Raw genomic sequence first — 21,179 nt, forward strand, 5'->3', positions numbered from 1 at the left:
GAGCTATCTTAGAGATTTCGGCCTGCGCTGGAATGAAGGAAGAAGCAGACAGCGCGGAATTCATATCGGTAACGCTCCGTTTCCGATTACGGCTCTGGAACAATCAAGGGACGCCGCTATGGTAGCGCGTCCCTTGAACGCTTCTGGAGATCTGTCCATGCGCAAGTTCGTGATTTCAGCCGTTGCACTGACCGCCCTGACCGGCACGGCCCTCATCGCCCAGCAGATGCCCCCCGCCCCTGGCGCCAAAGACCCGTCTCGCGTCAGCGGAGGCACCTATCAGGTTGATCCAGGCCACACTCAGGTGGCGTTCGCCTATGACCATATGGGCTTTTCGAACAATTTCGGTCTGATCGCGCAGCCGACCGGTACGCTGACGCTAGATCCGAAAAATGTCGCGGCGTCGAAGGTGTCGATCGACGTGCCCATCGCCAATCTGCGCACGGGCGTGGCCGCGTTGGACGAGCATTTGATGAAGGCGGACTTTTTCGACGCCGCTAAATTTCCAAAAGCGACCTTCGTTTCGACAAGCGTGAAGCCGGACGGCACCACCAGTGCCGAGATCACCGGCAATCTTACCATCAAGGGCGTGACAAAGCCGGTGACGCTAAACGCCGACTTTTACGGGGCGGGCAAAGCCCCAGCCATGGCTGGCGGTAAGGAAAATGTCGGCTTCGTGGCGACGACCACCGTCAAGCGCAGTGATTTCAACATGGGGTATGGCGTCCCCATGGTCGGCGACAGCGTCGAACTGAAGATCGTCGCAGCGTTTCAGAAATAGTAGCTGGTCGGGGTGTCGAGCTGCCACACTCGCCACCCCGATCGCTTGCCGAGAGGTGCGGGTATTGTCGCCGGGTTTCAATTCGTTGGCAGCGTACCTGGCCGCGCATAAGCGAACATGTGCGTGACATAATCCGCTTTGCCAATATCGACGCCCTGATTGCGCAGGATCGCATAGGCAATCATCAGGTGGAAATAGAATTGAGGCAGGGCCCAGTCGCGGGCATATTGCTCCGCAGTCAGGTCGAAGGTCAGCCCTATCGGCAGGGCATGTTCGATCGGCCTCTGCTCATCGCCGTCAAGGGCCCCTGCCGGCAAAGCTTCAATGAGCGCGATCGTCTCATCGATCCTCGCCTTTGCATCCGCGATCGAACCAGGGTTGTCCCCGGCATTGCGGCCTTCGTCCAACAGAGCTTGTAGCGATGGAGGAAACTGCTCGCCCATAAGGCGGCAGACCCCTTCCCGTGCCTGCACGCAGGCAAAGCGGACTTGCGTGGACAATGGAAACATGTCGGACGCCAGCTTGGCCGACAGCAGCCGTTCCGCCTCCTCCCCCATCTGCTCCTGGGCCTTGGAAAGCCAAGCGGACAGAGTGGCAAGCATCTGTTTATAGGTAGGAACGAGTAAGCTGTTGAGTGACATGGCGATACCTTGATTGCATTCGAGGCGTGTTAACCCGATCTCATACGACAACAAAAGCTGGACGAGCGCCATCGAAAAGGGTTAAGGCCGACCCATCATGCAGCGCGCGCTTCTTCCCCTGCTACGACTTACACGCCCTTAGGCGTGGTTTTTGTGCTGCTCTTCGCTTGAATGACGCAGCGATACGCCTAAGGGCATAATCAAGCAGATAGTCGTTTCACCGGGCCCGCATCGCGCCGCCCGTTTGCATAAAGAAGTAGCTTCCCATGATGCTGACCGACCCTTCGCAGAAATACCGCCCCTTCCCTCAGGTGGATCTGCCCAACCGCCAGTGGCCCAGCGCCGTCATCACCTCACCGCCGCGCTGGCTGTCGACCGACATGCGCGACGGCAACCAGTCGCTGATCGACCCCATGAACGCGGAGAAGAAGCGCCGCTTCTTCGACCTTCTGATCAAGGTCGGCGTCAAGGAGATCGAGGTCGGTTTCCCCAGCGCGGGCGCGACCGAGTTCGACTTCATTTCCGGCCTGGTCCGCGAAGGCGCTATCCCGGACGATGTGTTCCCGCAGGTTCTGACGCAGGCCCGCGAAGACCTGATCGCGACCACCTTTGAATCCTTGACCGGTGCGAAGAAGGCGATCGTTCACGTCTATAACGCCGTCTCTCCGGCGTGGCGCAACATCGTATTCCAGATGGACCGTCCGCAGATCAAGGAAATCGCGATCAACGCGGCCAAGCTGCTGCGTGACAATGCCGCCAAGCAACCGGACACAGATTGGCATTTCGAATATTCGCCCGAAACCTTTTCGACGGCCGAGCTGGATTTCAGCCTGGAATGTTGTGAAGCGGTGATGGAGATCCTGCAGCCGACGCCTGAGCGCCCGCTGATCCTGAACTTGCCCGCGACGGTAGAGGCCGCGACGCCCAACATCTATGCCGACCAGATCGAATGGATGTGCCGAAACATTTCAAAGCGCGACAGCGTCGTCATTTCGCTCCACACCCATAATGACCGGGGAACCGGCGTCGCTGCGGCCGAGCTGGGCCTGATGGCGGGCGCGGACCGTGTCGAAGGCTGTCTGTTCGGCAATGGCGAGCGGACCGGCAATTGCGACTTGGTGACGGTCGCGCTCAACATGTACACGCAGGGTGTCAATCCGGGGCTGGACTTCTCCGACATCGATGAGGTCATCCAGACGGTCGAATATTGCAATCAGCTGCCGGTCCACCCGCGTCACCCCTATGCGGGCGAACTGGTCTTCACGGCCTTTTCCGGCTCGCATCAGGACGCGATCAAGAAGGGCTTTGCCGTTCAGGAAACGCGCAACGACCAGATTTGGGACGTGCCCTATCTGCCGATCGATCCCAAGGATCTGGGCCGCGACTATGAGGCCGTGATCCGCGTCAATTCGCAGTCCGGCAAAGGCGGCGTCGCCTGGGTGCTGCAGCAGGACAAGGGACTGAAGCTGCCCAAGCGCATGCAGGCGGATTTCTCGAAGGTCGTGCAAGCGCTGGCCGACCAGAGCAGCCGCGAACTGAACGCGTCCGACATCTGGACCGCGTTCGAGGATCATTACCGCCTCTCTGGCGACCAGCCCTACAGGCTGATCGACTATAATGAGACCGGCCATGCGGGCGACCGCATCTTCACCGGCAAGATCGCGCACAAAGGCGGCGAACGGTCCATTTCCGGGCGCGGGAACGGCCTGATCTCTTCGGTGCTGGCGGCTCTGCGTGACGATCTGGGCGTCGATCTGGAGGTCGCAGATTACAGCGAACATGCGATCGGCGCGGGAACGGACGTTGCCGCGGCTGCCTATGTCGAATGCCGCACGCCGGATGGCCGCACGATATTCGGGATCGGCACCGATACCGACGTCGCGACCGCATCGGTTCAGGCGGTGCTTTCCGCCGCGAACAGCGTGGCTGCGTACTGATACACAAGGGCAGGCAGCAGCTGATAAACGCTGCCTGTCCTAGGACAGTTCGCCGGGCGCGCTGAGATCGACCTCAGCATGACATACGGCTTCCACATTGATGCCGTCTGGATCGAGGATGAAAGCCGCATAATAGCTCGGGCCATAATGGGGCCTGAGGCCGGGGCCGCCATGATCTCGCCCGCCGGCCCTGAGCCCCGCTGCGTGGAAGGCGTGCACCTGCGCCCGGTTTTCGACGCGGAACGCGATATGCGTACCCTCCCCCACCGCTTCGTTGTCGCCGATCCAGAAGAAGGGATCATCGTCCCGGCCGTAGCCGTGCGCCTCGCCGCCGCTCGGATTGTCCGCAGCCGGGATGGCCATCAAATGCCGCAAGCCTATCGCCCCAAGAAGTTGATCGTAAAACTCGCGGGATCGTCCAGCGTCACTGACCGCGATACCGACATGATCGATCATTTTACGCTCTCCTTTTGCTGCTGATTGACCTACAGGCCGTGCATCAACGCATGGACGGGAAAATGGGCGAAGCGACGGGCCACCAGGTACATATTATCGGCGGCGGATTGGCGGGGTCGGAAGCGGCCTGGCAACTGGCGCAGGCGGGCGTGAAGGTGCGCCTGTCCGAAATGCGAGGCACTGGCGACATGACCCCGGCGCATCAGACCGATGGCCTTGCGGAGCTGGTCTGCTCCAACAGCTTCCGTTCCGACGATGCGGACAAGAATGCGGTAGGCCTGTTGCATCAGGAAATGCGGCGGCTTGGCTCCCTCATCATGGCGCAGGCGGAGCCCGCGAAGGTCCCCGCCGGGTCGGCTCTGGCCGTCGACAGGCATGTCTTTTCCGAAGGCGTGACGCGCGCGCTTGCCAACCATCCCAATGTCGAAATCGTGCGTGAACGGATCGACAAGCTGCCAATCGAGGGCATGACGATAGTCGCGACAGGGCCGCTCACCGCCCCGACGCTGGCCGCCAGTATCGGCGAGGCCGCAGGCATGGATCATCTCGCCTTTTTCGATGCGATTGCGCCAGTGGTGCATTTTGACAGCATCGACATGGATAAATGCTGGATGGCGAACCGCTGGGACAAGATCGGCCCCGGCGGTGGAGAGGGCAAGGACTATATCAACTGCCCGATGAACAAGGATCAATATCAGGCCTTCGTCCAGGGACTGCTTGACGGGGAAAAAACCGAGTTCAAGGAGTGGGAGACGAACACGCCCTATTTCGAAGGCTGCATGCCTATCGAGGTAATGGCGTCCCGTGGCCCGGAGACCTTGCGGCACGGCCCGATGAAGCCAATGGGGTTGGATGATCCGCGGACAGGCCGCTGGCCCTATGCTGTCGTTCAGCTGCGGCAGGACAACGCGTCCGGCACGTTGTGGAACATGGTGGGCTTTCAGACGAAGCTCAAACATGGTGCCCAGGTTGAATTGTTCCGCACAATTCCGGGGCTGGAAAAGGCTGAATTCGCTCGGCTTGGAGGTCTACACCGCAATACTTTCATCCAGAGCCCCAAGCTGCTCGACGCGACCCTGCGACTGAAAAGTGCGCCGCACATCCGGTTTGCCGGACAGATGACCGGGTGTGAAGGCTATGTCGAAAGCGCCGCGATCGGGCTGCTTGCCGGACGCTTCGCTGCCGCTGAGTTATTGAACCAGCGCATCACACCGCCGCCTGCCGACACGGCGCTCGGCGCGCTGCTGGGGCATGTCACCGGCAATCTCGCGACGGCCGATTATCAGCCGATGAACGTGAATTTCGGCCTGTTCCCGCCGCTTGAGGACGTGAAGAAGAAGCAGCGCAAGGAGGCTTATACCGCCCGCGCGCGATCGTCCTTATCGCAATGGGTCGACGCGTTTGAGATGAACTGACGCCGCGCCGATCAGCATCGGCATTTTGTTGGCGCCTTCCGCTTGGGCGCCGTCGTCGCGAACTCTGCTGGCGTCAGCTTGCCGTCCGCATTCGCATCCGCTCCGGCAAAGCGATCTGACGTGGCGACGGCCCATTCCTCGAAGGAAAGCAGGTTATCCTTGTCCTTGTCGAGCGCTTTGAACGCCTTGACCCGGCTGCCCAGCATCTCGACGCGAGTGATAAAGCCGTCCCGGTTGCGGTCATAACGGGCAAAACGCTTCTGCTCCCGACTCTGCGGGCTCGCCTCTCCCGGCGAAGGGGGCGCTTTGCCCACGGCATTGGGATCCCCTTCCGGCAATGCTTCCAATGCGGGAGGAGGTGGTGGCGCCATCACGGCTTCGGGGACTGGCCGAGTGGTTGCGCGCCCTTGCCACCAAAAAAGTCCCCCCGCCACCAGCAGCAACGCCGCCGCAGCGCCCGCCATTATACGTGCCACGAAAATTCCCCCTCAACGCACGCCAAGTGCAGTCCGCAATAGCCGGAAATAGAGGCGTGGTGTCAATCGGTTAGGCGCAGCCTTCCCTCGCACAATGTCCGTACGAGCCAATTCATATGCTATCCTCATCGGCCGCCATGCGGCAGGCCACACTCGATCTCCGGTCAGAAGCATATTCCGCGCAATATCGAGTGCCTGGGTTCCAAGTTCCGGGTCCTTCACATGACCCGTGAAATCCCAAAGCGCCCAGACCGCACCCGCCTGCTGCAACCACGCAGGCACCTTGGTTTCGCCTGCAAGAGAGTGGAACAGCCCCCCTCCTCTTCCGGTTGCGTAGGTTTCAAGGTCAGCATCAGCTATGATCGCCTCCCAACCGTCGAGCCAGGACGTCAAGCCCGCCGGAGGAGCCTCGCCAGCAGCGCGCAAGGCGTCAACGAGAGGGTCGCCCCTACCCATGACGTCTGCGGTATCACTCAAAGCTTCCTGCCACCATGCCAATCGCAGTTGGCCAATCATCGCTTCGGTCGTGGTGGCCGCCACCCGGGCGAGACGCGCATCCAAAGTCCAGAGCAGACGATGGCGGGAAATTTCGCGACCAGCATAAGCGCTAAGTAAGGCCGCTAACATTGTGGGCCGATCGCCGACTTGATCATTCATGGGTCATATATCTGCAGCCATCGAATTATCGCTATCTTAATCAGTTCGCGGATATTGATCCTGCCAACTGCATCATATCAGCAGTGCGTCACCCTGGTTTTACGGGGGCGGGATGGGCACGGATGAGAGCAAATATGAGCGACAGGATCAAGCGCGCGCTGTTCATTTTAATGCGGCTTTACCACAATCAGGCTGGCAATACGCTGGCGATCGTGGCTGCTGCGATTTTTCCTCTCGCCGCGATGATCGGTGGGGGCGTGGATATCAGCCGCTTGTACATCACTAAGACGCGCCTGCAGCAAGCGTGCGACGCTGGCGCGCTGGCTGGGCGGCGCGCGATGACTGGACTCACTTGGACGACCACAGGTAGTGGGAACACAAAGGATATCGCGGACAACTTTTTCAAAATCAATTTTCCAGCCAATAAATATGGCACCAACTCTGCCGGGGTAGCTTATTCCGCGAGCAACACGGGAGCTGTAACAGGGAATGCGTCCGCCGTCGTCCCGATGACTCTCATGTCGCTATTCAACATGCCTGCCAGGACGATAGCCGTTACGTGCACGGCCGATCTTCAACTTCCGAATACCGACATCATGTTCGTCCTTGATACGACTGGCTCGATGACGAAAACCAATCCAGGCGATAGTGCCAACCGGATTACTGCACTGCGGCAGGCGGTAATCGATTTCTACGATGTTCTAGAAGCAGCAAAGGTCACCGGAACACAAGTTCGATATGGCTTCGTTCCCTATTCTAACACGGTGAATGTCGGCATGTTGCTGAAAAGTGAATGGCTGGCGAACACAGCCATATATCAATCGCGGGTTTTCGTAAGTCAGAACACAGTTCAGACCGGCACAGGGAGTACTAATCGAACTGTGTACACAAACTGGACACCCGACACTTTTACGACCACGATCTTGGTGGGCGATCCCGAAAACTGCGTGGCGCCGGCGAACACGCTAGTTACAAGCGGATCGCCCCCCTCGGCGTGGAGCCCAAACGGTTCAGATGTACCACGATCGAGAACCAACTACCGGACATTGAACGGTAGCAGCTATTCCGCCGCCTCACAAAGCAACGGCACGTGCAAGATCACACAAAAAACATACAACAATGTCGCGCAAACCCGCACTGAAACTTATGAAGTAAATCCCAATGGGGGTACGCCACAATATACAACTAACAACTACTGGAACTACCAGCCAGTAACTTATGATGTGAGCACACTAAAGCCTCCCGCTGGCGGCACCATCACGGCTTATATCAATAATCCAGCAAGCCCTGCCGCCGGCCAACCTTCAACGGCTACTGCCGGTGCGCCCCAGACCGTCACGTGGAACGCCAACTCGGCATGCATTGAAGAGCGCAAAACGCTGCGTCCCAATGAAGTCGGTACTGCTTACGACATGGATGTCGATTCCGTGCCCAATCCGGGCAATCCTGATACGCAATGGCGCCCGTGGTTGCCACGGCTTGTTTATGCCCGCAATGTCAGCAATTACGGCAGCACCACCGACCCGTCGACCTGGGCCTGGAATTATGCCGCAACACTCAATACCACCGCTTCCTATGTCAATATGTCGAGCTATCCCAACGACCGAGCGGCGTGCCCAAGTCCAGCACGGAAGTTGATGTCGAAGGAAAACGGTCTCACTCTCACAGTCCTGTCAAACTACCTAAATGGCCTCAAGACGATAGGCGACACCTACCACGATATCGGCTTTTTGTGGGGCCTACGCCTGACGTCGGCCGAGGGAATTTTTTCTAACGAAAACAGAACTGCCTCTAATGGCTATAATATCGCACGGAACATCATCTTCATGACCGATGGCGCGACCGAAACGCACATCCAAGATTATGATGCCTACGGCCTCTCCGCGCTTGATCGCCGTCGAACTGCGACCGCCTCTTTACCGGACGACGTGACACAAGACAGCATTGTCGAAGACCGGCTCCAGAAATACTGCACGGTTGCGAAAGGTAAAGGGATCACCGTCTGGGTTATCGCCTTTGGTACGGATCTTACGTCCACATTAACCAGTTGTGCATCGCCTGGCCGTGCTTATCAGGCTGACGATTCAAGTCAGTTAAATGAGACCTTCTCAAAGATTGCTTCCCAAATCGCTCAGTTGCGAGTGACACAGTGAGCTGTTGGATGGCGGAGCAAGATCGAAAACGCCGCATCAAGTCTTTGGCGGCGAACGCTCATGGCGCGACGGTGATCGAGTTCGCGATCGTCGCGCCCGTGCTCGTGCTTATGCTTATGTTCCTGTTCGACACAGGCTATTATCTTTACGCTCGATCGATCTTAAGCGGTGAAGTTCAGGCAGCAGGGCGTGCGTCAGCGCTTGAGACTGCAACCGACACGAACCGTACGCTGCTCGACGCTAAGGTGGAGACCGCGGTGAAAAGCCTCGTTGGGGGCGGAACATTCAGCTTTAACAGGCTGTCGTTCAAATCATACGGGCGCGCGCAAACCCGCGCCGAAGCATTCGTGGATTCGAATAGCGACAATATCTGCAATAATAACGAAAGCTTTGATGACGCCAACCGCAATGGCGTGAGGGATGCTGATTCAGGCGTGGAGGGACAGGGTGGTGCGAAGGATGTAACGATCTATTCTGTCACTCTGCACTACAATAGGTTGTTCCCGATGGCTTCCCTGCTTGGATGGAATCAGCAGGCGAGCATAACCGAGAATACAATTTTGCGTAATCAGCCATTCGACAAGCAAGCTGAAGCTTTGATCGGCACGTGCACTTGAGGATGTCAGAATGACTATTGCTCTAAAATTTCCTGACCCAAAGCTTCGCCGTGTCGGCAAACAGTTTGGCCGCCTTCCCATGCGATGTCAAAGCGGCGTCGCCTTGATGGAGTTCGCCTTATGTTTTCCGATCCTGTTGATCTTGGCATCATCCGGATTTGAACTTTTCAACTATATGTTGACGGTGAAAAGGGTTGGCGAGTTGGCGGCTATGGTCGCCGATAATGCTTCGCGCATGGGCGCGCAAAGCGCGATCAACAATAAGCCTGTCAGCGAAGCCGAGATAAACGATGTCTTCATTGGCGCCGATTTACAAGCGACCGGACTAAATCTCGGCCAGAACGGTAAGATCGTCCTTTCGAGTTTGCAGCAAAACGGCAGTGGCGGTCAGATGATCCAATGGCAGCGCTGCTTCGGCGGAAATGCCTATCATTCTGCTTATGGACCAGAAAAGACGGGCGAAACCGGAAACAGTTTCGCGGGGATGGGACCAGTTGGGCAGGAAATCAAGGCTGCCTCTGGCACAGCGGTGATGGTTGTCGAAGTCAACTACACTTACAAACGCCTGATGCCGATCATTTCCCTGCCGCTGAAAGACATCACTGATTTTTCGGTATTCAATGTCCGAGACAGCCGTGATCTTGGCGATCCAAAAAACACCGAAAACGTGACGAAATCGATGTGCACTTGAAGACTGCGCAGGGAGAATGAAAACACCCTCCCCCGCCTTCCGTTTCTATCGATAACACACTTTCTTAACGGCAGTGACGACGCGCGCGGCATCGATCAGCGCGGCTTTTTCCAGGTTCGCAGCATAAGGTAACGGTACGTCTTCATTCGTCACGCGCAGAACCGGGGCATCAAGGTCGTCGAAACCTTTTTCCATCACGACCGCGGCAATCTCCGACGCGATTGAGCAGACCGGCCAGCCTTCTTCGACCACTACGAGGCGATTTGTCTTTTTCAAGCTGTCGAGCACAGTCGCCGTGTCGAGCGGCCGGAGGGTGCGCAGGTCGATGACCTCCGCTTCGATGCTCTCTCCTGCAAGTTGCTCGGCTGCTTCGAGCGCGACTCCGACGCCGATCGAATAGCTGACCAGCGTTACATCCTTGCCCTCTCGCATGATGCGGGCCTTGCCGATGGGGAGGACATAGTCGTCCACCTTGGGCACATCGAAGCTGCGCCCGTAGACCAACTCATTTTCGAGGAAAACCACGGGGTCCTCCGAGCGGATCGCCGCCTTCAGCAACCCCTTGGCGTCCGCAGCGTCATAAGGGGCGATCACGATCAGGCCGGGAACTGACGCGTACCAGGGACCGTAATTCTGACTATGCTGCGCCGCTACGCGGCTGGCGGCGCCGTTGGGACCGCGAAACACGATCGGACAGCGCATCTGGCCGCCGGACATGTAGTTGGTCTTTGCCGCCGAGTTGATGATGTGGTCGATCGCCTGCATGGCGAAGTTGAACGTCATGAACTCGATCACGGGACGCAGGCCGCCCATGGCTGCGCCGGTGCCGACGCCTGCAAAGCCATATTCCGTGATCGGCGTATCGATGACGCGCCTGTCGCCGAATTCCTCGAGAAGGCCCTGAGTGACTTTATATGCGCCCTGATATTCGGCGACTTCCTCACCCATGACGAACACGCGCTCATCGCGGCGCATTTCTTCGGCCATGGCATCGCGTAGCGCTTCGCGAACGGTGGTCTTCACATATTCCGTGCCTTCGGGAAGGTCGGGATCAGCAACGCTGGCCTTTGCTTCCGACGCGAGCTTGGAAGTTCCGCTCTCAGCCTTTTTCGGGGCTTCGGGAGCCGCTTCCGGTTTTGCCGGAGGGGCGCTTTCTTCAGCCTTGGGTGCCGCTGTGACACGATCGCCACCCTCGCCGGCCATCGTCGCGATGACGGTGCCTACCTTCACGCCTTCCGTCCCTTCAGGAATGACGATCGCGCCGATCTTTCCTTCATCGACCGCTTCAAATTCCATCGTCGCTTTGTCCGTTTCAATCTCGGCAAGAATGTCGCCGGAACGGACTTCGTCGCCTTCCTTGACGAGCCACTTGGCCAGCGTGCCTTCCTCCATGGTGGGGGACAGTGCCGGCATCTTGATTTCGATACCCATCAATATTGCTCCACCAGCACGTCGGTATAGAGTTCGGCCATGTCCGGCTCGGGCGAGGTTTCAGCGAAGTCTGCCGCCTCGCTCACGACCTTCCGAATGTCCTGATCGATCTTCTTGAGTTCGTCTTCACTCACGCCGGCATCGGCCAGATATTTCTTCACGCCCTCGATCGGGTCCGACTTGTCACGCATCGCCTGCACTTCCTCGCGCGAGCGGTACTTGGCAGGATCGGACATGGAGTGGCCGCGATAGCGATAGGTTTTCATCTCGAGCAGGATCGGGCCATTGCCGCCCTGCACCCACTTAAGTGCTTCCTCCGTGGCGCCGCGGACCGCCAGCACATCCATGCCGTTGACCTGAATGCCCGGAATGCGGAAACTCTCACCGCGACGATAGAGCTGATCTTCGGCCGAAGAGCGATTGACGCTCGTGCCCATGGCATACTGGTTGTTCTCGATCACGAAGATGATCGGCAGCTTCCATAGCTCGGCCATGTTGAAGCTTTCGTAGACCTGGCCCTGGTTGGCGGCGCCGTCGCCGAAATAGGCGACGCAGACGCCGCCATCTCCATTATATTTATGCGCAAAGCCAAGGCCTGCGCCGAGCGAAACCTGAGCGCCGACGATGCCGTGGCCGCCAAAGAATTTATGTTCGACGCTGAACATGTGCATCGAACCGCCCTTGCCCCGGGAAATGCCAGCTTCCCGACCCGTCAATTCAGCCATGATGACATTGGGATCAATCCCATAGGCGAGCATATGGCCATGATCGCGATAGCCGGTGATAACGCTGTCTTTGCCAGGCTGAAGCGCGGATTGGATGCCCACCGCGACAGCTTCCTGACCGATATAGAGGTGGCAAAAACCGCCAATCAGGCCGAGACCATAGAGTTGGCCTGCCTTTTCCTCGAAACGGCGAATGAGGACCATCTGCCGATAGAATTCCAGCAACTCTTCCTTCGTGGCCTTGTAATCCGAAGGAGTTTCGGGGCGAGGCCGGTTGTGATCCGCGCTGGCAGGGCTTTGCGCCTTTGCCTTTGCGCGCGAAGGACGCGGCGTCGTTGGTTTCGCCAAGGCTCTTATCCTTTTGCCTGGTGATGGATGGAAGGAAGCCCGATATAGCGACAGACATGCCCGGATTGCAACGCCGCAGCCCGCCTAATAACGCCCTGAAGCGGCGCGACTCAGTTGAGCGGCACGATCACTTCGTCATGATGGATCACGCCGAGCTGCCGACGGATCAATTCATCGCTAAGATCAGGATCTACACGGCGCGGGTTGAGCAGGTCGACGCGGTTGCGAAGCTCATGCCGCTGCGCTTCGACAGATCGAAGTTCGCCTTGGGCGCGATGAAGCTGCCGGGAGTAATCGCCCCAGGCAAGAACACCGTTTGAACCAAGCACGACATATCCGGCAAAGAAAAGCAGCAGCAGGACAGCGATAGCAGGCCCGAACGCCGAAAATAACAACATGCGGAGCTTCGCGATGTGCGCCATGGAACAGTTGAATCACAGGCCGGAGCCGGCCGCAAGAAAAAACTCGTTAACTTGCGGCCGGTAGTTGAAATAAAGGTCAGCGAAAGATGGAGCGCCCGGCGTAAACCGCGACGTCGCCCAGTTCCTCTTCGATGCGGATCAGCTGATTATATTTGGCGAGCCGGTCCGACCGGGCGAGCGATCCCGTCTTGATCTGACCACAGTTGGTGGCAACAGCGAGGTCGGCGATCGTGGCATCCTCGGTTTCGCCGGAGCGGTGTGACATGACGGCGGTGTAGCGCGCGCGATGCGCCATATCGACCGCTGCCAGGGTTTCGGTAAGCGAACCGATCTGGTTCACCTTCACCAGAAGCGAGTTCGCAAGACCCTTGCCGATACCCATTTCCAGGCGCTTGGGATTGGTCACGAAGAGGTCGTCACCGACCAGCTGAACCTTGCCGCCGATCTTGTCGGTCAGCGCCTTCCAGCCTTCGAAATCATCCTCGCTCATGCCGTCTTCGATCGACTTGATCGGATAGTCAGCGCAGAGCGCTGCCAGATAATCCGCCATTTCGACGGGGCTCAGCGACAAGCCTTCGCCGGAAATTTCATATCTGCCGTTCTTGAAGAACTCCGTCGCAGCGCAGTCCAGGGCAAGGACGACGTCATCACCCGGCTTGTAACCGGCCTTCTCGACCGACAGCATGATGAAATCGAGCGCGTCACGCGTCGAGGCGATGTTGGGAGCAAAGCCACCTTCGTCGCCTACCGAAGTGGCAAGGCCTTTGTCGTGAAGCCCCTTCTTCAGCGTGTGGAAGATTTCCGCGCCGATGCGAACCGCGTCGGCGATGCTTTCCGCGCCGACTGGCATGATCATGAATTCCTGGAAGTCGATCGGATTGTCGGCATGCTCGCCGCCGTTGATGATGTTCATCATCGGCACCGGCAGGACATGGGCCGATACGCCGCCGGCATAACGGTAGAGCGGCAAGCCTCGGGCATCCGCAGCAGCCTTGGCGGTAGCCAGGCTGACGCCCAGGATCGCGTTCGCGCCCAAGCGGCCCTTATTTTCAGTTCCGTCGAGCGCGATCATGGCTGCGTCGACTTCCGCCTGGTCTTCCGCATCGAGGCCGATCAACTGCTCGGCAATCTCGTCATTGACTGCAGCCACCGCTGCCAGCACGCCCTTGCCGAGATATTTGCTTTGGTCGCCGTCGCGTTTTTCCACCGCTTCATAGGCGCCCGTCGAAGCGCCAGAGGGGACCGCCGCGCGCCCGAAGCTGCCATCTTCCAGCATGACATCGACTTCGACCGTGGGATTGCCCCGGCTGTCGAGTATCTGACGAGCGTGGATATCGAGAATGGCGGTCATGGTCGCTCCCTGAATGCTGCAATGCGCCTGAAATCGCGCTCCGCTTAGCCAGCGCCTTCCACCTTGGCAATGCGGGGCTTGCATGGACTCGAAAAATGCCGATGCTCAAATTAGTAACGGCAACGGAACTGTGTGCCGCCGCGAGCATTGAGGACGCATATCCGATCGCCCGCAACGCGACCCATAATATCTGAGGAGACTAGGACGATGGCCGACACCCCGGAAACCCCGCCCACCAAGCGTACGAAGAAGGCCGCACCTGCTGAGCCGGCCAAGGGCGCACCGGTCGCGACCCGTGAAGTGACACCGACCGCGCCGATCAAAACGGCGGCCACGAAGCCGGGAAATGGCGCTGCGTCCCATGGCTGGGCCGCGCAGATCGCACCGCTGAAGGAGCAGGCGGAAAAGGCCGCTCGTACAGCAGCCGACAAACTTAACAGCGTGGATTGGAAAACGCATATCGACCCGTTGAAAGACCAGGCCACGAAGACTGCGCTCTCGGCAGCTGGCGTTGCCAAGGACAAGACCGGCACGGCTATGCAAAGCCTGGCGAAGCTGATCACGGACACTGCCGGGACCGTCGATGCGAAGCTTGGCCCCCAATATGGCGACTATGCCCGACAGGCGGCCGAAGCGGTGGCTGGGGCAGCCGACACGCTGGATAGCAAGGACGTCGACCAGCTGATGGCCGAAGCCAAGGATTTCGTGCGCAAGAGCCCTGCGGTTGCGATCGGCGCGGCGGCAGTCGTCGGCTTTGTGCTGATGCGGCTCGCCAAAGGGTCTGACGACAAGGCTTGAGCATAGCATATCGACAATCACGCCAGAGCCCCGACGCTGGGGCGGAGGGGCTTTTGACTGAAGAACCAAGCCTGGTAGCCGCGCCTCCCGACGCCGAATATGAGCAGCAGCAGGACAGCGTCCGCGCGGCTTTCACCAAATTATACACCGACGGGCGCGCTTATGCCGACGCGGAAATCGAGCGGCAAAAGCTGCGGGCGGGCATCGCGGGGGCTGGCATACGCGACGCCACGATCTTCGCGGTAGCCGGTTTCATGCTCAGCTTTGCAGGGCTGATCGCCTTTCTGGTGGGGATGGTTCTGACGTTGAGCCCCCGGCTCGGCGCCGGCTGGGCGGCAGTGGTAGTGCTGGGATCAACCTTGCTCTTGACGCTCCTGCTGCTGCTGCTTGCCAAAGCCCGGATTTCGCGAATGCGGAGGGCCATCAAGCCATGAATGGAACTGAACAATACCGCCTGGCCACCGCGAGAGCCGAGCAGAAGAAGATGCGGTTCCTGGCCAGCGTTTCAGCGGCGAAGGAACGCGTGAAACCTGGCCGGCTGAAGCGGGATATCAAGGAGAAGGCTGCAAGCGGCATCCACAATGGACGCGCTTATGTCACCGGCAAAGTGAAGCAGCAGCCGGTTGCAGTTGGAGCGACTGCCACTGCTATTCTGATTTACCTCTTCCGCCGCCCCATTTCGGCACTTTTCAAACGGACATACGTTCGGATTACTAATCGTAACCCGGAGAGAGCGGAGACTGACGATGGCTGACATTCAAGCTCAGATCGCGCGCGTGCGCGACGCAGCGAACGACATTGCCGGAACGGCGACTGACAAGTTTCGTGACACAACAGGAAAAGCGAGAGACAATGCTGCGGAGTTGATCCAGACCGGCCGCGATCGCGCTGGCGACGCCTACAGCGACGTGCGCGACCGGACTCAACGCGTCGCAGTTCGTGCAAACGAGATCGTTCAGGAACATCCTGTTGCGGCGGTCGCTGGCGCGGTAGCCGCCGGGGCAATCGTCGCATGGATGTTCCCGAAGAGCCGCACGGTCATGAAGGCGCTTCCGGGCCTTGCTGTTACGGCGGGAAGCCGTGTCGTGGAAGCAGCTCTTGCTGCGAGCGCAGCAGCTGCACAAGGTGCGGAGAACATCAAATCGAGTGCGAGCGAAGCGCTTCACAGCGCGCAAGACAGCGCGAGCAAGACCGCCGCATCGGCTCGCGATGCGGCTGCTTCAGCCGACATCAGCGGCACGGCATCTCGGGTGGCCGATGACTTCGTGGCGCTGGTTACCAGCAAGATCGATGCGGTCAGCGACGCATTGAAGGCGCGCTTGCCGAAACGGTAATTGCCTGGCCCTAGAAAGCACGCCGACCTATGTGACGAAACCTTGGACAGGAGTGGCGCCGTTGCTAAAGTGCCGCTCCTTCCTTGGGAGACACGAAACATCATGAGCAAACTCCACCTCGTTATGGGCGGGCGCGTCAAAGATCCTCAGACGCTGGAATTTGAAGATTTGGGCTCGATCGACGTAGTTGGAGTCTTCCCGGATTATGCATCGGCTGAAAATGCATGGCGTGGCGCCGCGCAGCGCACGGTGGATGACGCAGAGATGCGTTATGTGATCGTTCACCTGCACCGGCTGCTCGAACCGGAACTGCCGCAGGCCTGAGCGTTCAAACCAGAGGCTTGGGGCCCTTGCGAAATCGCCAGAGGAGCAAGGGCCGCGTCAGAACGAGGCCTGCGAGGAACCCCCCGATATGAGCGGCGATCGCGATCTGTCCCAGATCGCCCAATCCGCCACGCGCGGACGCTAGGCCAATCATCAGCTGGAGAATGATCCAGCCTGCGGCGAGCCACATGATGCGCAGGAAATTGGCGGAAAATGGACCGATGCGCCGAACAGCGCGCTGGCCGTAGAGCAGCGCATAGGTCGCGAGAATTGCCGATATGGCGCCGCTTGCACCTACCATAGGGTTGGGAGAAGCAGGACCGAAGACCCATTGCAGCAAAGCCGCGCCATAGGCTCCTGCAACATAGAGGATCAGCACCGCTCTCTTTTGCAACACCTGCTCAACCTGGCGCCCGCAAAAGACCAGCATCAGCAAATTGAAACCGATGTGCAGCCAACCGGCATGTATCAGAGTGCAACTGAGTGGCGTCAGCCAAGCGGGCACCGCATCCGCGCCTGCAAGAAGCTGAGGATCACCGATGCGAGCGGGAATAAATCCCCCAAGGATGGCGGCCGTGTCTACCTGACCTGTGAACAGCAGCAACAGAAACGCGGCGAACGTTATCGCCGCGATCCCATCAGTCATACGGCCAGATGGCAGCTTCACTGGCTTTAGATGAATTCGATCTTGTCGATGAGGTAGAATTTGTCGCCGGAGGGAACCGACACTTCAACCTCTTCGCCGACCTGGCGGCTGATGAGCGCGCGGCCAAGCGGGCTGTTATAGCTGATCATGCCAAGCTTTGCGTCTGCCTCCGCCTGGCCGACGATCTGATATTTGACCGGCTTGTCGTCCTCATCAAGCAGCGTCACGGTGGCACCGAACACGACCTTGTCCCCGGACAGCGTCTTGGGATCGATGATCTGGGCACGCGACAGCTTGTCCTCTAGGTCCGCGATCGTCGCTTCGACCTGACCCTGCCGCTCCTTCGCCGCGTGATATTCGGCGTTTTCGGACAAATCGCCATGCGCGCGAGCTTCCTCGATGGCGTCCACGATCAAAGGCCGTTCGGCCTTCAGTTCGCGGAGCTGCTCATTGAGCTTGTCATAGCCCATCTGCAGCATCGGCATCTTCTCGACGGTCGCCATTCTTGCAAATCCTTCGTCAAAACTTCCCTTTGGCGGCTCCAACTCGGAGCCACCCGCAGCGTGCTTCCTTGTGCAGGGGATCAGGCTTGCGACATGGGATAATAGGACTGGAGCGATCGCACTTCAAGGGCATGGCCCCGAAGCGCCTCGATCGCATCCGCTGCCGCGAGGCTTGCTGCGGCCGTGGTGAAGCTTGCTACCTTGGCGCGGAGAGCGCTGGTGCGGATCGCCTTGCTGTCCTTCAGGGACTGCCAGCCTTCGGTCGTGTTGAAGATCAGGTCGATGTCGCCATCGGTGATTTTGTCGACGATATGCGGACGGCCCTCCGCCACCTTGTTGACCGGCTGAACGGCGATGCCCTGCTCTTCCAGATAGCGCGCCGTGCCGCCGGTAGCGACGATGGTGAAGCCCAGGTTTGAGAGCTTCTGCACGGCGGGCAGGATAACGGGTTTGTCGCTGTCCTTCACCGACACGAAAGCCGTGCCGCTCTTTGGGAGAACGGTGCCCGCGCCGAGCTGGGCCTTGGCGAAGGCGGTCGCGAAATTGCTGTCGATGCCCATGACTTCGCCGGTGCTCTTCATTTCAGGCGAGAGGACCGGATCAACGCCGGGGAAACGGGCGAAGGGGAAGACGGCTTCCTTAACTGCAATATGATTTATAGAATTGCGGTCGATTTTCGGGAGGGCGTTGAGCTTCTCTCCGGCCATTACTCGGCTGGCGATCTTGGCAATGGGGGTGCCGATGGCCTTGGCGACGAAGGGGACGGTGCGGCTGGCGCGGGGGTTTACCTCAATTAGGTAAACAATGTTGTCCTTTACGGCATATTGTATGTTCATGAGGCCGCGGACCGACAAAGCGCGCGCGAGAACGTCGGTTTGACGCTCAATTTCAGCGATAACGTCGCTGGAAAGGCTATAAGGCGGCAACGAACAGGCGGAATCGCCCGAATGGACGCCCGCTTCCTCGATATGCTGGAGGACGCCCGCGACCACCACATCTTCGCCGTCGCAGAGCGCGTCGACGTCCACTTCGGTCGCGTCGCGCAGATATTGGTCGATCAGCACCGGGGAGTCGCCCGACACCTGGACGGCGGTGGCGATATATTCCTCAAGCTGCGCCTGACCATCGACAATTTCCATGGCGCGGCCGCCAAGGACGTAAGACGGGCGCATCAGGACCGGGTAGCCGATGCGGTTGGCGACCGCGATCGCCTCCTCGCGGCTGCGGGCGATGCCGTTGGCGGGCTGCTTCAATTTCAGCTTGTCGATGAGGGCGGCGAAACGCTCGCGGTCTTCGGCAAGGTCAATGGCGTCCGGCGAGGTGCCGAGGATGGGAACCCCTGCGTCCTCCAGAGCCTGCGCCAGCTTGAGCGGAGTCTGGCCGCCGAACTGGACGATGACGCCCGCAAGCGTGCCGTTCGACATCTCGACGCTCATGATTTCGAGCACATCCTCGGCCGTCAGCGGCTCGAAATAGAGACGGTCGGATGTGTCATAGTCGGTCGACACGGTTTCCGGGTTGCAGTTGACCATGATCGTCTCATAGCCCGCATCCGCCAGCGCAAAGCAGGCGTGGACGCAGCAATAATCGAACTCGATCCCCTGCCCGATCCGGTTTGGACCGCCGCCAAGGATTACGACCTTCTTACGATCGCTGGGCTGCGCCTCATTCTCCGCCTCACCGAACAGCGGCGCTTCATAGGTCGAGTACATGTAGGGCGTCTTGGCCTCGAACTCGGCGGCGCAAGTGTCGATGCGCTTGAAGACGGGACGCACGCCGAGCTTGTGGCGGAGGCTCCGCACTTCCGCTTCGGTGACGCCGCCGGTCATGGCCTTGACCGCTTCGTGGATCAGGCCCGAACCGCGCGCGATGCCGCGTTCCATGCCGCGCAGATTGGCGGACTTGAGCGCCAGATGAGCAAGACGCTGGTCGGAAAAGCCCATCGCCTTCAGGCGGCGCATGCCGTCCGCATCCTGCGGCAGGCCGTTTGCCAGCACTTCCGCTTCTGCGTCGATGATTTCCTTGATCCGCTCCAGGAACCAGGGATCGAACTTGGCGATGCTGTGGATTTCGGCGACGCTGAGCCCTTCGCGGAGGGCCTGGGCAGCGACCAGCAGACGGTCGGGCGTCGGCTGCGCGAGAGCGGCGACGATGTCGTCCTTGGGCGCGCCTACCAGATGCGCCACCTCGTCGAAGCCGCAGAGGCCGGTTTCGAGGCCGCGCAGCGCCTTCTGCATCGATTCATGGATGTTGCGGCCGATCGCCATCACCTCACCCACCGACTTCATGGCGGTGCCGAGCAGCGGCTCGCTGCCCTTGAACTTTTCGAAGGCGAAGCGCGGGATCTTGGTTACGACATAGTCGATGGTCGGTTCGAACGAAGCCGGGGTCGCACCGGTAATGTCGTTCTCGATCTCATCGAGCGTATAGCCGACAGCGAGCTTCGCCGCGACCTTGGCGATCGGGAAGCCGGTTGCCTTCGACGCGAGCGCCGAAGAGCGGCTGACGCGCGGGTTCATTTCGATGACGATCAGGCGGCCGTCCTTCGGATTGACCGCGAACTGGACGTTGGAACCACCTGTTTCCACACCAATTTCACGCAACACCGCGATGCTCGCGTTGCGCATGATCTGATATTCCTTGTCGGTCAGCGTAAGCGCGGGCGCAACAGTGATGGAGTCACCCGTGTGGACGCCCATCGGATCGACATTTTCGATCGAGCAGATGATGATGGCGTTGTCGTTGCGGTCGCGGACAACCTCCATCTCATATTCTTTCCAACCGAGAAGCGATTCCTCGATCAGCACTTCGGTCGTGGGCGACGCGTCGAGACCTTCGGCGACGATCCGCTTGAACTCTTCCTTGTTATAGGCAACGCCGCCGCCGGTGCCGCCGAGCGTGAAGCTGGGGCGAATGATGGACGGCAGGCCAGTGAATTCCAGCGCCTCCATCGCCTCTTCCATCGTGTGGGCAATGCGCGAGCGGGCGGATTCCAGACCGATCTTGTCCATGGCGTCGCGGAATTTCAGGCGATCCTCGGCCTTGTCGATGGCTTGCGCGTCGGCGCCGATCATCTTGACGCCGAACTTGTCCAGCGTGCCGTCATTAAAGAGAGCGAGCGCGGTGTTGAGCGCCGTCTGGCCGCCCATGGTTGGCAGCACCGCGTCGGGCCGTTCCTTCTCGATGATCTTCGCCACGATTTCGGGCGTGATCGGCTCGACATAGGTCGCGTCGGCAAATTCCGGGTCGGTCATGATGGTGGCCGGGTTGGAATTCACCAGGATGATGCGATAGCCCTCTTCCTTGAGCGCCTTCACCGCCTGCGTGCCCGAATAGTCGAACTCGCAAGCCTGGCCGATGATGATCGGGCCAGCGCCGATGATGAGGATGGAGGAGATGTCGGTGCGCTTGGGCATTATTCGGCCTCTGGTTTAACGGTGGATAGCGCTGGCGCGCACGATGGGCAAAATGGC

At 59.4% G+C, this 21,179-nt stretch carries 22 protein-coding genes; 11 read left to right on the forward strand and 11 right to left on the reverse strand.

Annotated features, from left to right (window positions below; genetic code table 11):
- Positions 1-157: 157 nt before the first annotated feature.
- Positions 158-781: a YceI family protein gene (locus NCHOL11_RS06910; protein WP_097092786.1), complete on the forward strand. Its 624-nt coding sequence runs from the start codon at positions 158-160 to the stop codon at positions 779-781.
- Between the two features lie 77 nt (positions 782-858).
- Here the strand turns inward: NCHOL11_RS06910 and NCHOL11_RS06915 are convergent, their stop codons facing one another.
- Positions 859-1,422, reverse strand: coding sequence for a DUF1993 domain-containing protein (locus NCHOL11_RS06915; protein ID WP_097092787.1), 564 nt, complete (start codon positions 1,420-1,422; stop codon positions 859-861).
- A gap of 266 nt (positions 1,423-1,688) precedes the next feature.
- On the opposite strand from NCHOL11_RS06915, the gene leuA reads away from it, so the two are divergent.
- The gene (gene leuA / locus NCHOL11_RS06920) at positions 1,689-3,359 is read left to right on the forward strand and encodes a 2-isopropylmalate synthase (protein WP_097091648.1); all 1,671 of its coding nucleotides are present in this window, start codon (positions 1,689-1,691) and stop codon (positions 3,357-3,359) included.
- Between the two features lie 39 nt (positions 3,360-3,398).
- Here leuA and NCHOL11_RS06925 read toward each other — a convergent pair whose 3' ends face one another.
- Positions 3,399-3,815, reverse strand: a complete 417-nt coding sequence (locus tag NCHOL11_RS06925) for a VOC family protein (protein WP_097091649.1) — start codon at positions 3,813-3,815, stop codon at positions 3,399-3,401.
- A 50-nt stretch (positions 3,816-3,865) separates the two neighbouring features.
- On the opposite strand from NCHOL11_RS06925, the gene trmFO reads away from it, so the two are divergent.
- Positions 3,866-5,230 carry a methylenetetrahydrofolate--tRNA-(uracil(54)-C(5))-methyltransferase (FADH(2)-oxidizing) TrmFO gene (trmFO, locus tag NCHOL11_RS06930; RefSeq protein ID WP_255254735.1) on the forward strand — a complete coding sequence of 455 codons (1,365 nt, stop codon included), beginning with the start codon at positions 3,866-3,868 and terminating at the stop codon, positions 5,228-5,230.
- An 11-nt stretch (positions 5,231-5,241) separates the two neighbouring features.
- Here trmFO and NCHOL11_RS06935 read toward each other — a convergent pair whose 3' ends face one another.
- Positions 5,242-5,706: an EF-hand domain-containing protein gene (locus tag NCHOL11_RS06935; RefSeq protein ID WP_097091650.1), complete on the reverse strand. Its 465-nt coding sequence runs from the start codon at positions 5,704-5,706 to the stop codon at positions 5,242-5,244.
- Positions 5,707-5,718: 12 nt separating this feature from the next.
- Positions 5,719-6,333 carry a hypothetical protein gene (locus tag NCHOL11_RS06940; protein WP_097091651.1) on the reverse strand — a complete coding sequence of 205 codons (615 nt, stop codon included), beginning with the start codon at positions 6,331-6,333 and terminating at the stop codon, positions 5,719-5,721.
- A gap of 164 nt (positions 6,334-6,497) precedes the next feature.
- On the opposite strand from NCHOL11_RS06940, the gene NCHOL11_RS06945 reads away from it, so the two are divergent.
- The 3 genes from NCHOL11_RS06945 to NCHOL11_RS06955 are packed head-to-tail and all read left to right on the forward strand — an operon-like array spanning position 6,498 to position 9,824.
- The gene (locus NCHOL11_RS06945; protein WP_097091652.1) at positions 6,498-8,516 is read left to right on the forward strand and encodes a TadE/TadG family type IV pilus assembly protein; all 2,019 of its coding nucleotides are present in this window, start codon (positions 6,498-6,500) and stop codon (positions 8,514-8,516) included.
- Between the two features lie 8 nt (positions 8,517-8,524).
- A complete protein-coding gene (locus NCHOL11_RS06950) occupies positions 8,525-9,133 on the forward strand; it encodes a TadE/TadG family type IV pilus assembly protein (protein ID WP_097091653.1) in 609 nt (202 codons plus the stop codon).
- 10 nt (positions 9,134-9,143) lie between these two features.
- Complete coding sequence (locus NCHOL11_RS06955) at positions 9,144-9,824, forward strand: TadE/TadG family type IV pilus assembly protein (RefSeq protein ID WP_141397820.1); 681 nt, start codon at positions 9,144-9,146, stop codon at positions 9,822-9,824.
- A gap of 45 nt (positions 9,825-9,869) precedes the next feature.
- Here the strand turns inward: NCHOL11_RS06955 and NCHOL11_RS06960 are convergent, their stop codons facing one another.
- From NCHOL11_RS06960 to eno, 4 genes are all read right to left on the reverse strand, one after another.
- On the reverse strand, positions 9,870-11,255 hold the full coding sequence (locus tag NCHOL11_RS06960) for a pyruvate dehydrogenase complex E1 component subunit beta (RefSeq protein ID WP_097092789.1): 1,386 nt from the start codon (positions 11,253-11,255) through the stop codon (positions 9,870-9,872).
- On the reverse strand, positions 11,255-12,328 hold the full coding sequence (gene pdhA / locus NCHOL11_RS06965; protein ID WP_097091655.1) for a pyruvate dehydrogenase (acetyl-transferring) E1 component subunit alpha: 1,074 nt from the start codon (positions 12,326-12,328) through the stop codon (positions 11,255-11,257). Before pdhA ends, NCHOL11_RS06960 begins: the two co-directional genes overlap by 1 nt.
- A 110-nt stretch (positions 12,329-12,438) precedes the next feature.
- Entirely contained in the window at positions 12,439-12,750 is a 312-nt protein-coding gene (locus NCHOL11_RS06970; RefSeq protein WP_097091656.1) for an FtsB family cell division protein, read from the reverse strand.
- 76 nt (positions 12,751-12,826) lie between these two features.
- Entirely contained in the window at positions 12,827-14,101 is a 1,275-nt protein-coding gene (gene eno / locus NCHOL11_RS06975; protein WP_097091657.1) for a phosphopyruvate hydratase, read from the reverse strand.
- A gap of 207 nt (positions 14,102-14,308) precedes the next feature.
- Between eno and NCHOL11_RS06980 the strand changes: the two genes are divergently transcribed.
- The 5 genes from NCHOL11_RS06980 (at position 14,309) to NCHOL11_RS07000 (ending at position 16,557) form a co-directional block, all read left to right on the forward strand.
- Positions 14,309-14,899, forward strand: a complete 591-nt coding sequence (locus NCHOL11_RS06980) for a hypothetical protein (RefSeq protein ID WP_097091658.1) — start codon at positions 14,309-14,311, stop codon at positions 14,897-14,899.
- A gap of 53 nt (positions 14,900-14,952) precedes the next feature.
- On the forward strand, positions 14,953-15,333 hold the full coding sequence (locus tag NCHOL11_RS06985) for a phage holin family protein (protein ID WP_141397821.1): 381 nt from the start codon (positions 14,953-14,955) through the stop codon (positions 15,331-15,333).
- The gene (locus tag NCHOL11_RS06990) at positions 15,330-15,653 is read left to right on the forward strand and encodes a hypothetical protein (protein WP_097091659.1); all 324 of its coding nucleotides are present in this window, start codon (positions 15,330-15,332) and stop codon (positions 15,651-15,653) included. Before NCHOL11_RS06985 ends, NCHOL11_RS06990 begins: the two co-directional genes overlap by 4 nt.
- Positions 15,646-16,233, forward strand: coding sequence for a DUF883 family protein (locus NCHOL11_RS06995; protein ID WP_097091660.1), 588 nt, complete (start codon positions 15,646-15,648; stop codon positions 16,231-16,233). Before NCHOL11_RS06990 ends, NCHOL11_RS06995 begins: the two co-directional genes overlap by 8 nt.
- Positions 16,234-16,335: 102 nt before the next feature.
- Positions 16,336-16,557 (forward strand): DUF4170 domain-containing protein, encoded by a 222-nt coding sequence (locus NCHOL11_RS07000; RefSeq protein WP_097091661.1) that lies wholly within the window; start codon positions 16,336-16,338, stop codon positions 16,555-16,557.
- Positions 16,558-16,561: 4 nt separating this feature from the next.
- Here NCHOL11_RS07000 and NCHOL11_RS07005 read toward each other — a convergent pair whose 3' ends face one another.
- The 3 genes from NCHOL11_RS07005 to carB all read right to left on the reverse strand — a co-directional run bounded on the left by NCHOL11_RS07005 (position 16,562) and on the right by carB (position 21,122).
- Positions 16,562-17,203 carry a rhomboid family intramembrane serine protease gene (locus NCHOL11_RS07005; RefSeq protein WP_097091662.1) on the reverse strand — a complete coding sequence of 214 codons (642 nt, stop codon included), beginning with the start codon at positions 17,201-17,203 and terminating at the stop codon, positions 16,562-16,564.
- A gap of 26 nt (positions 17,204-17,229) precedes the next feature.
- Positions 17,230-17,706, reverse strand: a complete 477-nt coding sequence (greA, locus tag NCHOL11_RS07010; RefSeq protein WP_097091663.1) for a transcription elongation factor GreA — start codon at positions 17,704-17,706, stop codon at positions 17,230-17,232.
- Between the two features lie 80 nt (positions 17,707-17,786).
- Positions 17,787-21,122: a carbamoyl-phosphate synthase large subunit gene (gene carB, locus NCHOL11_RS07015; RefSeq protein ID WP_097091664.1), complete on the reverse strand. Its 3,336-nt coding sequence runs from the start codon at positions 21,120-21,122 to the stop codon at positions 17,787-17,789.
- Positions 21,123-21,179 lie beyond the last annotated feature (57 nt).

Source organism: Novosphingobium sp. Chol11, from assembly GCF_900218065.1.
Classification (GTDB): Bacteria; Pseudomonadota; Alphaproteobacteria; order Sphingomonadales; family Sphingomonadaceae; genus Sphingobium; species Sphingobium agri.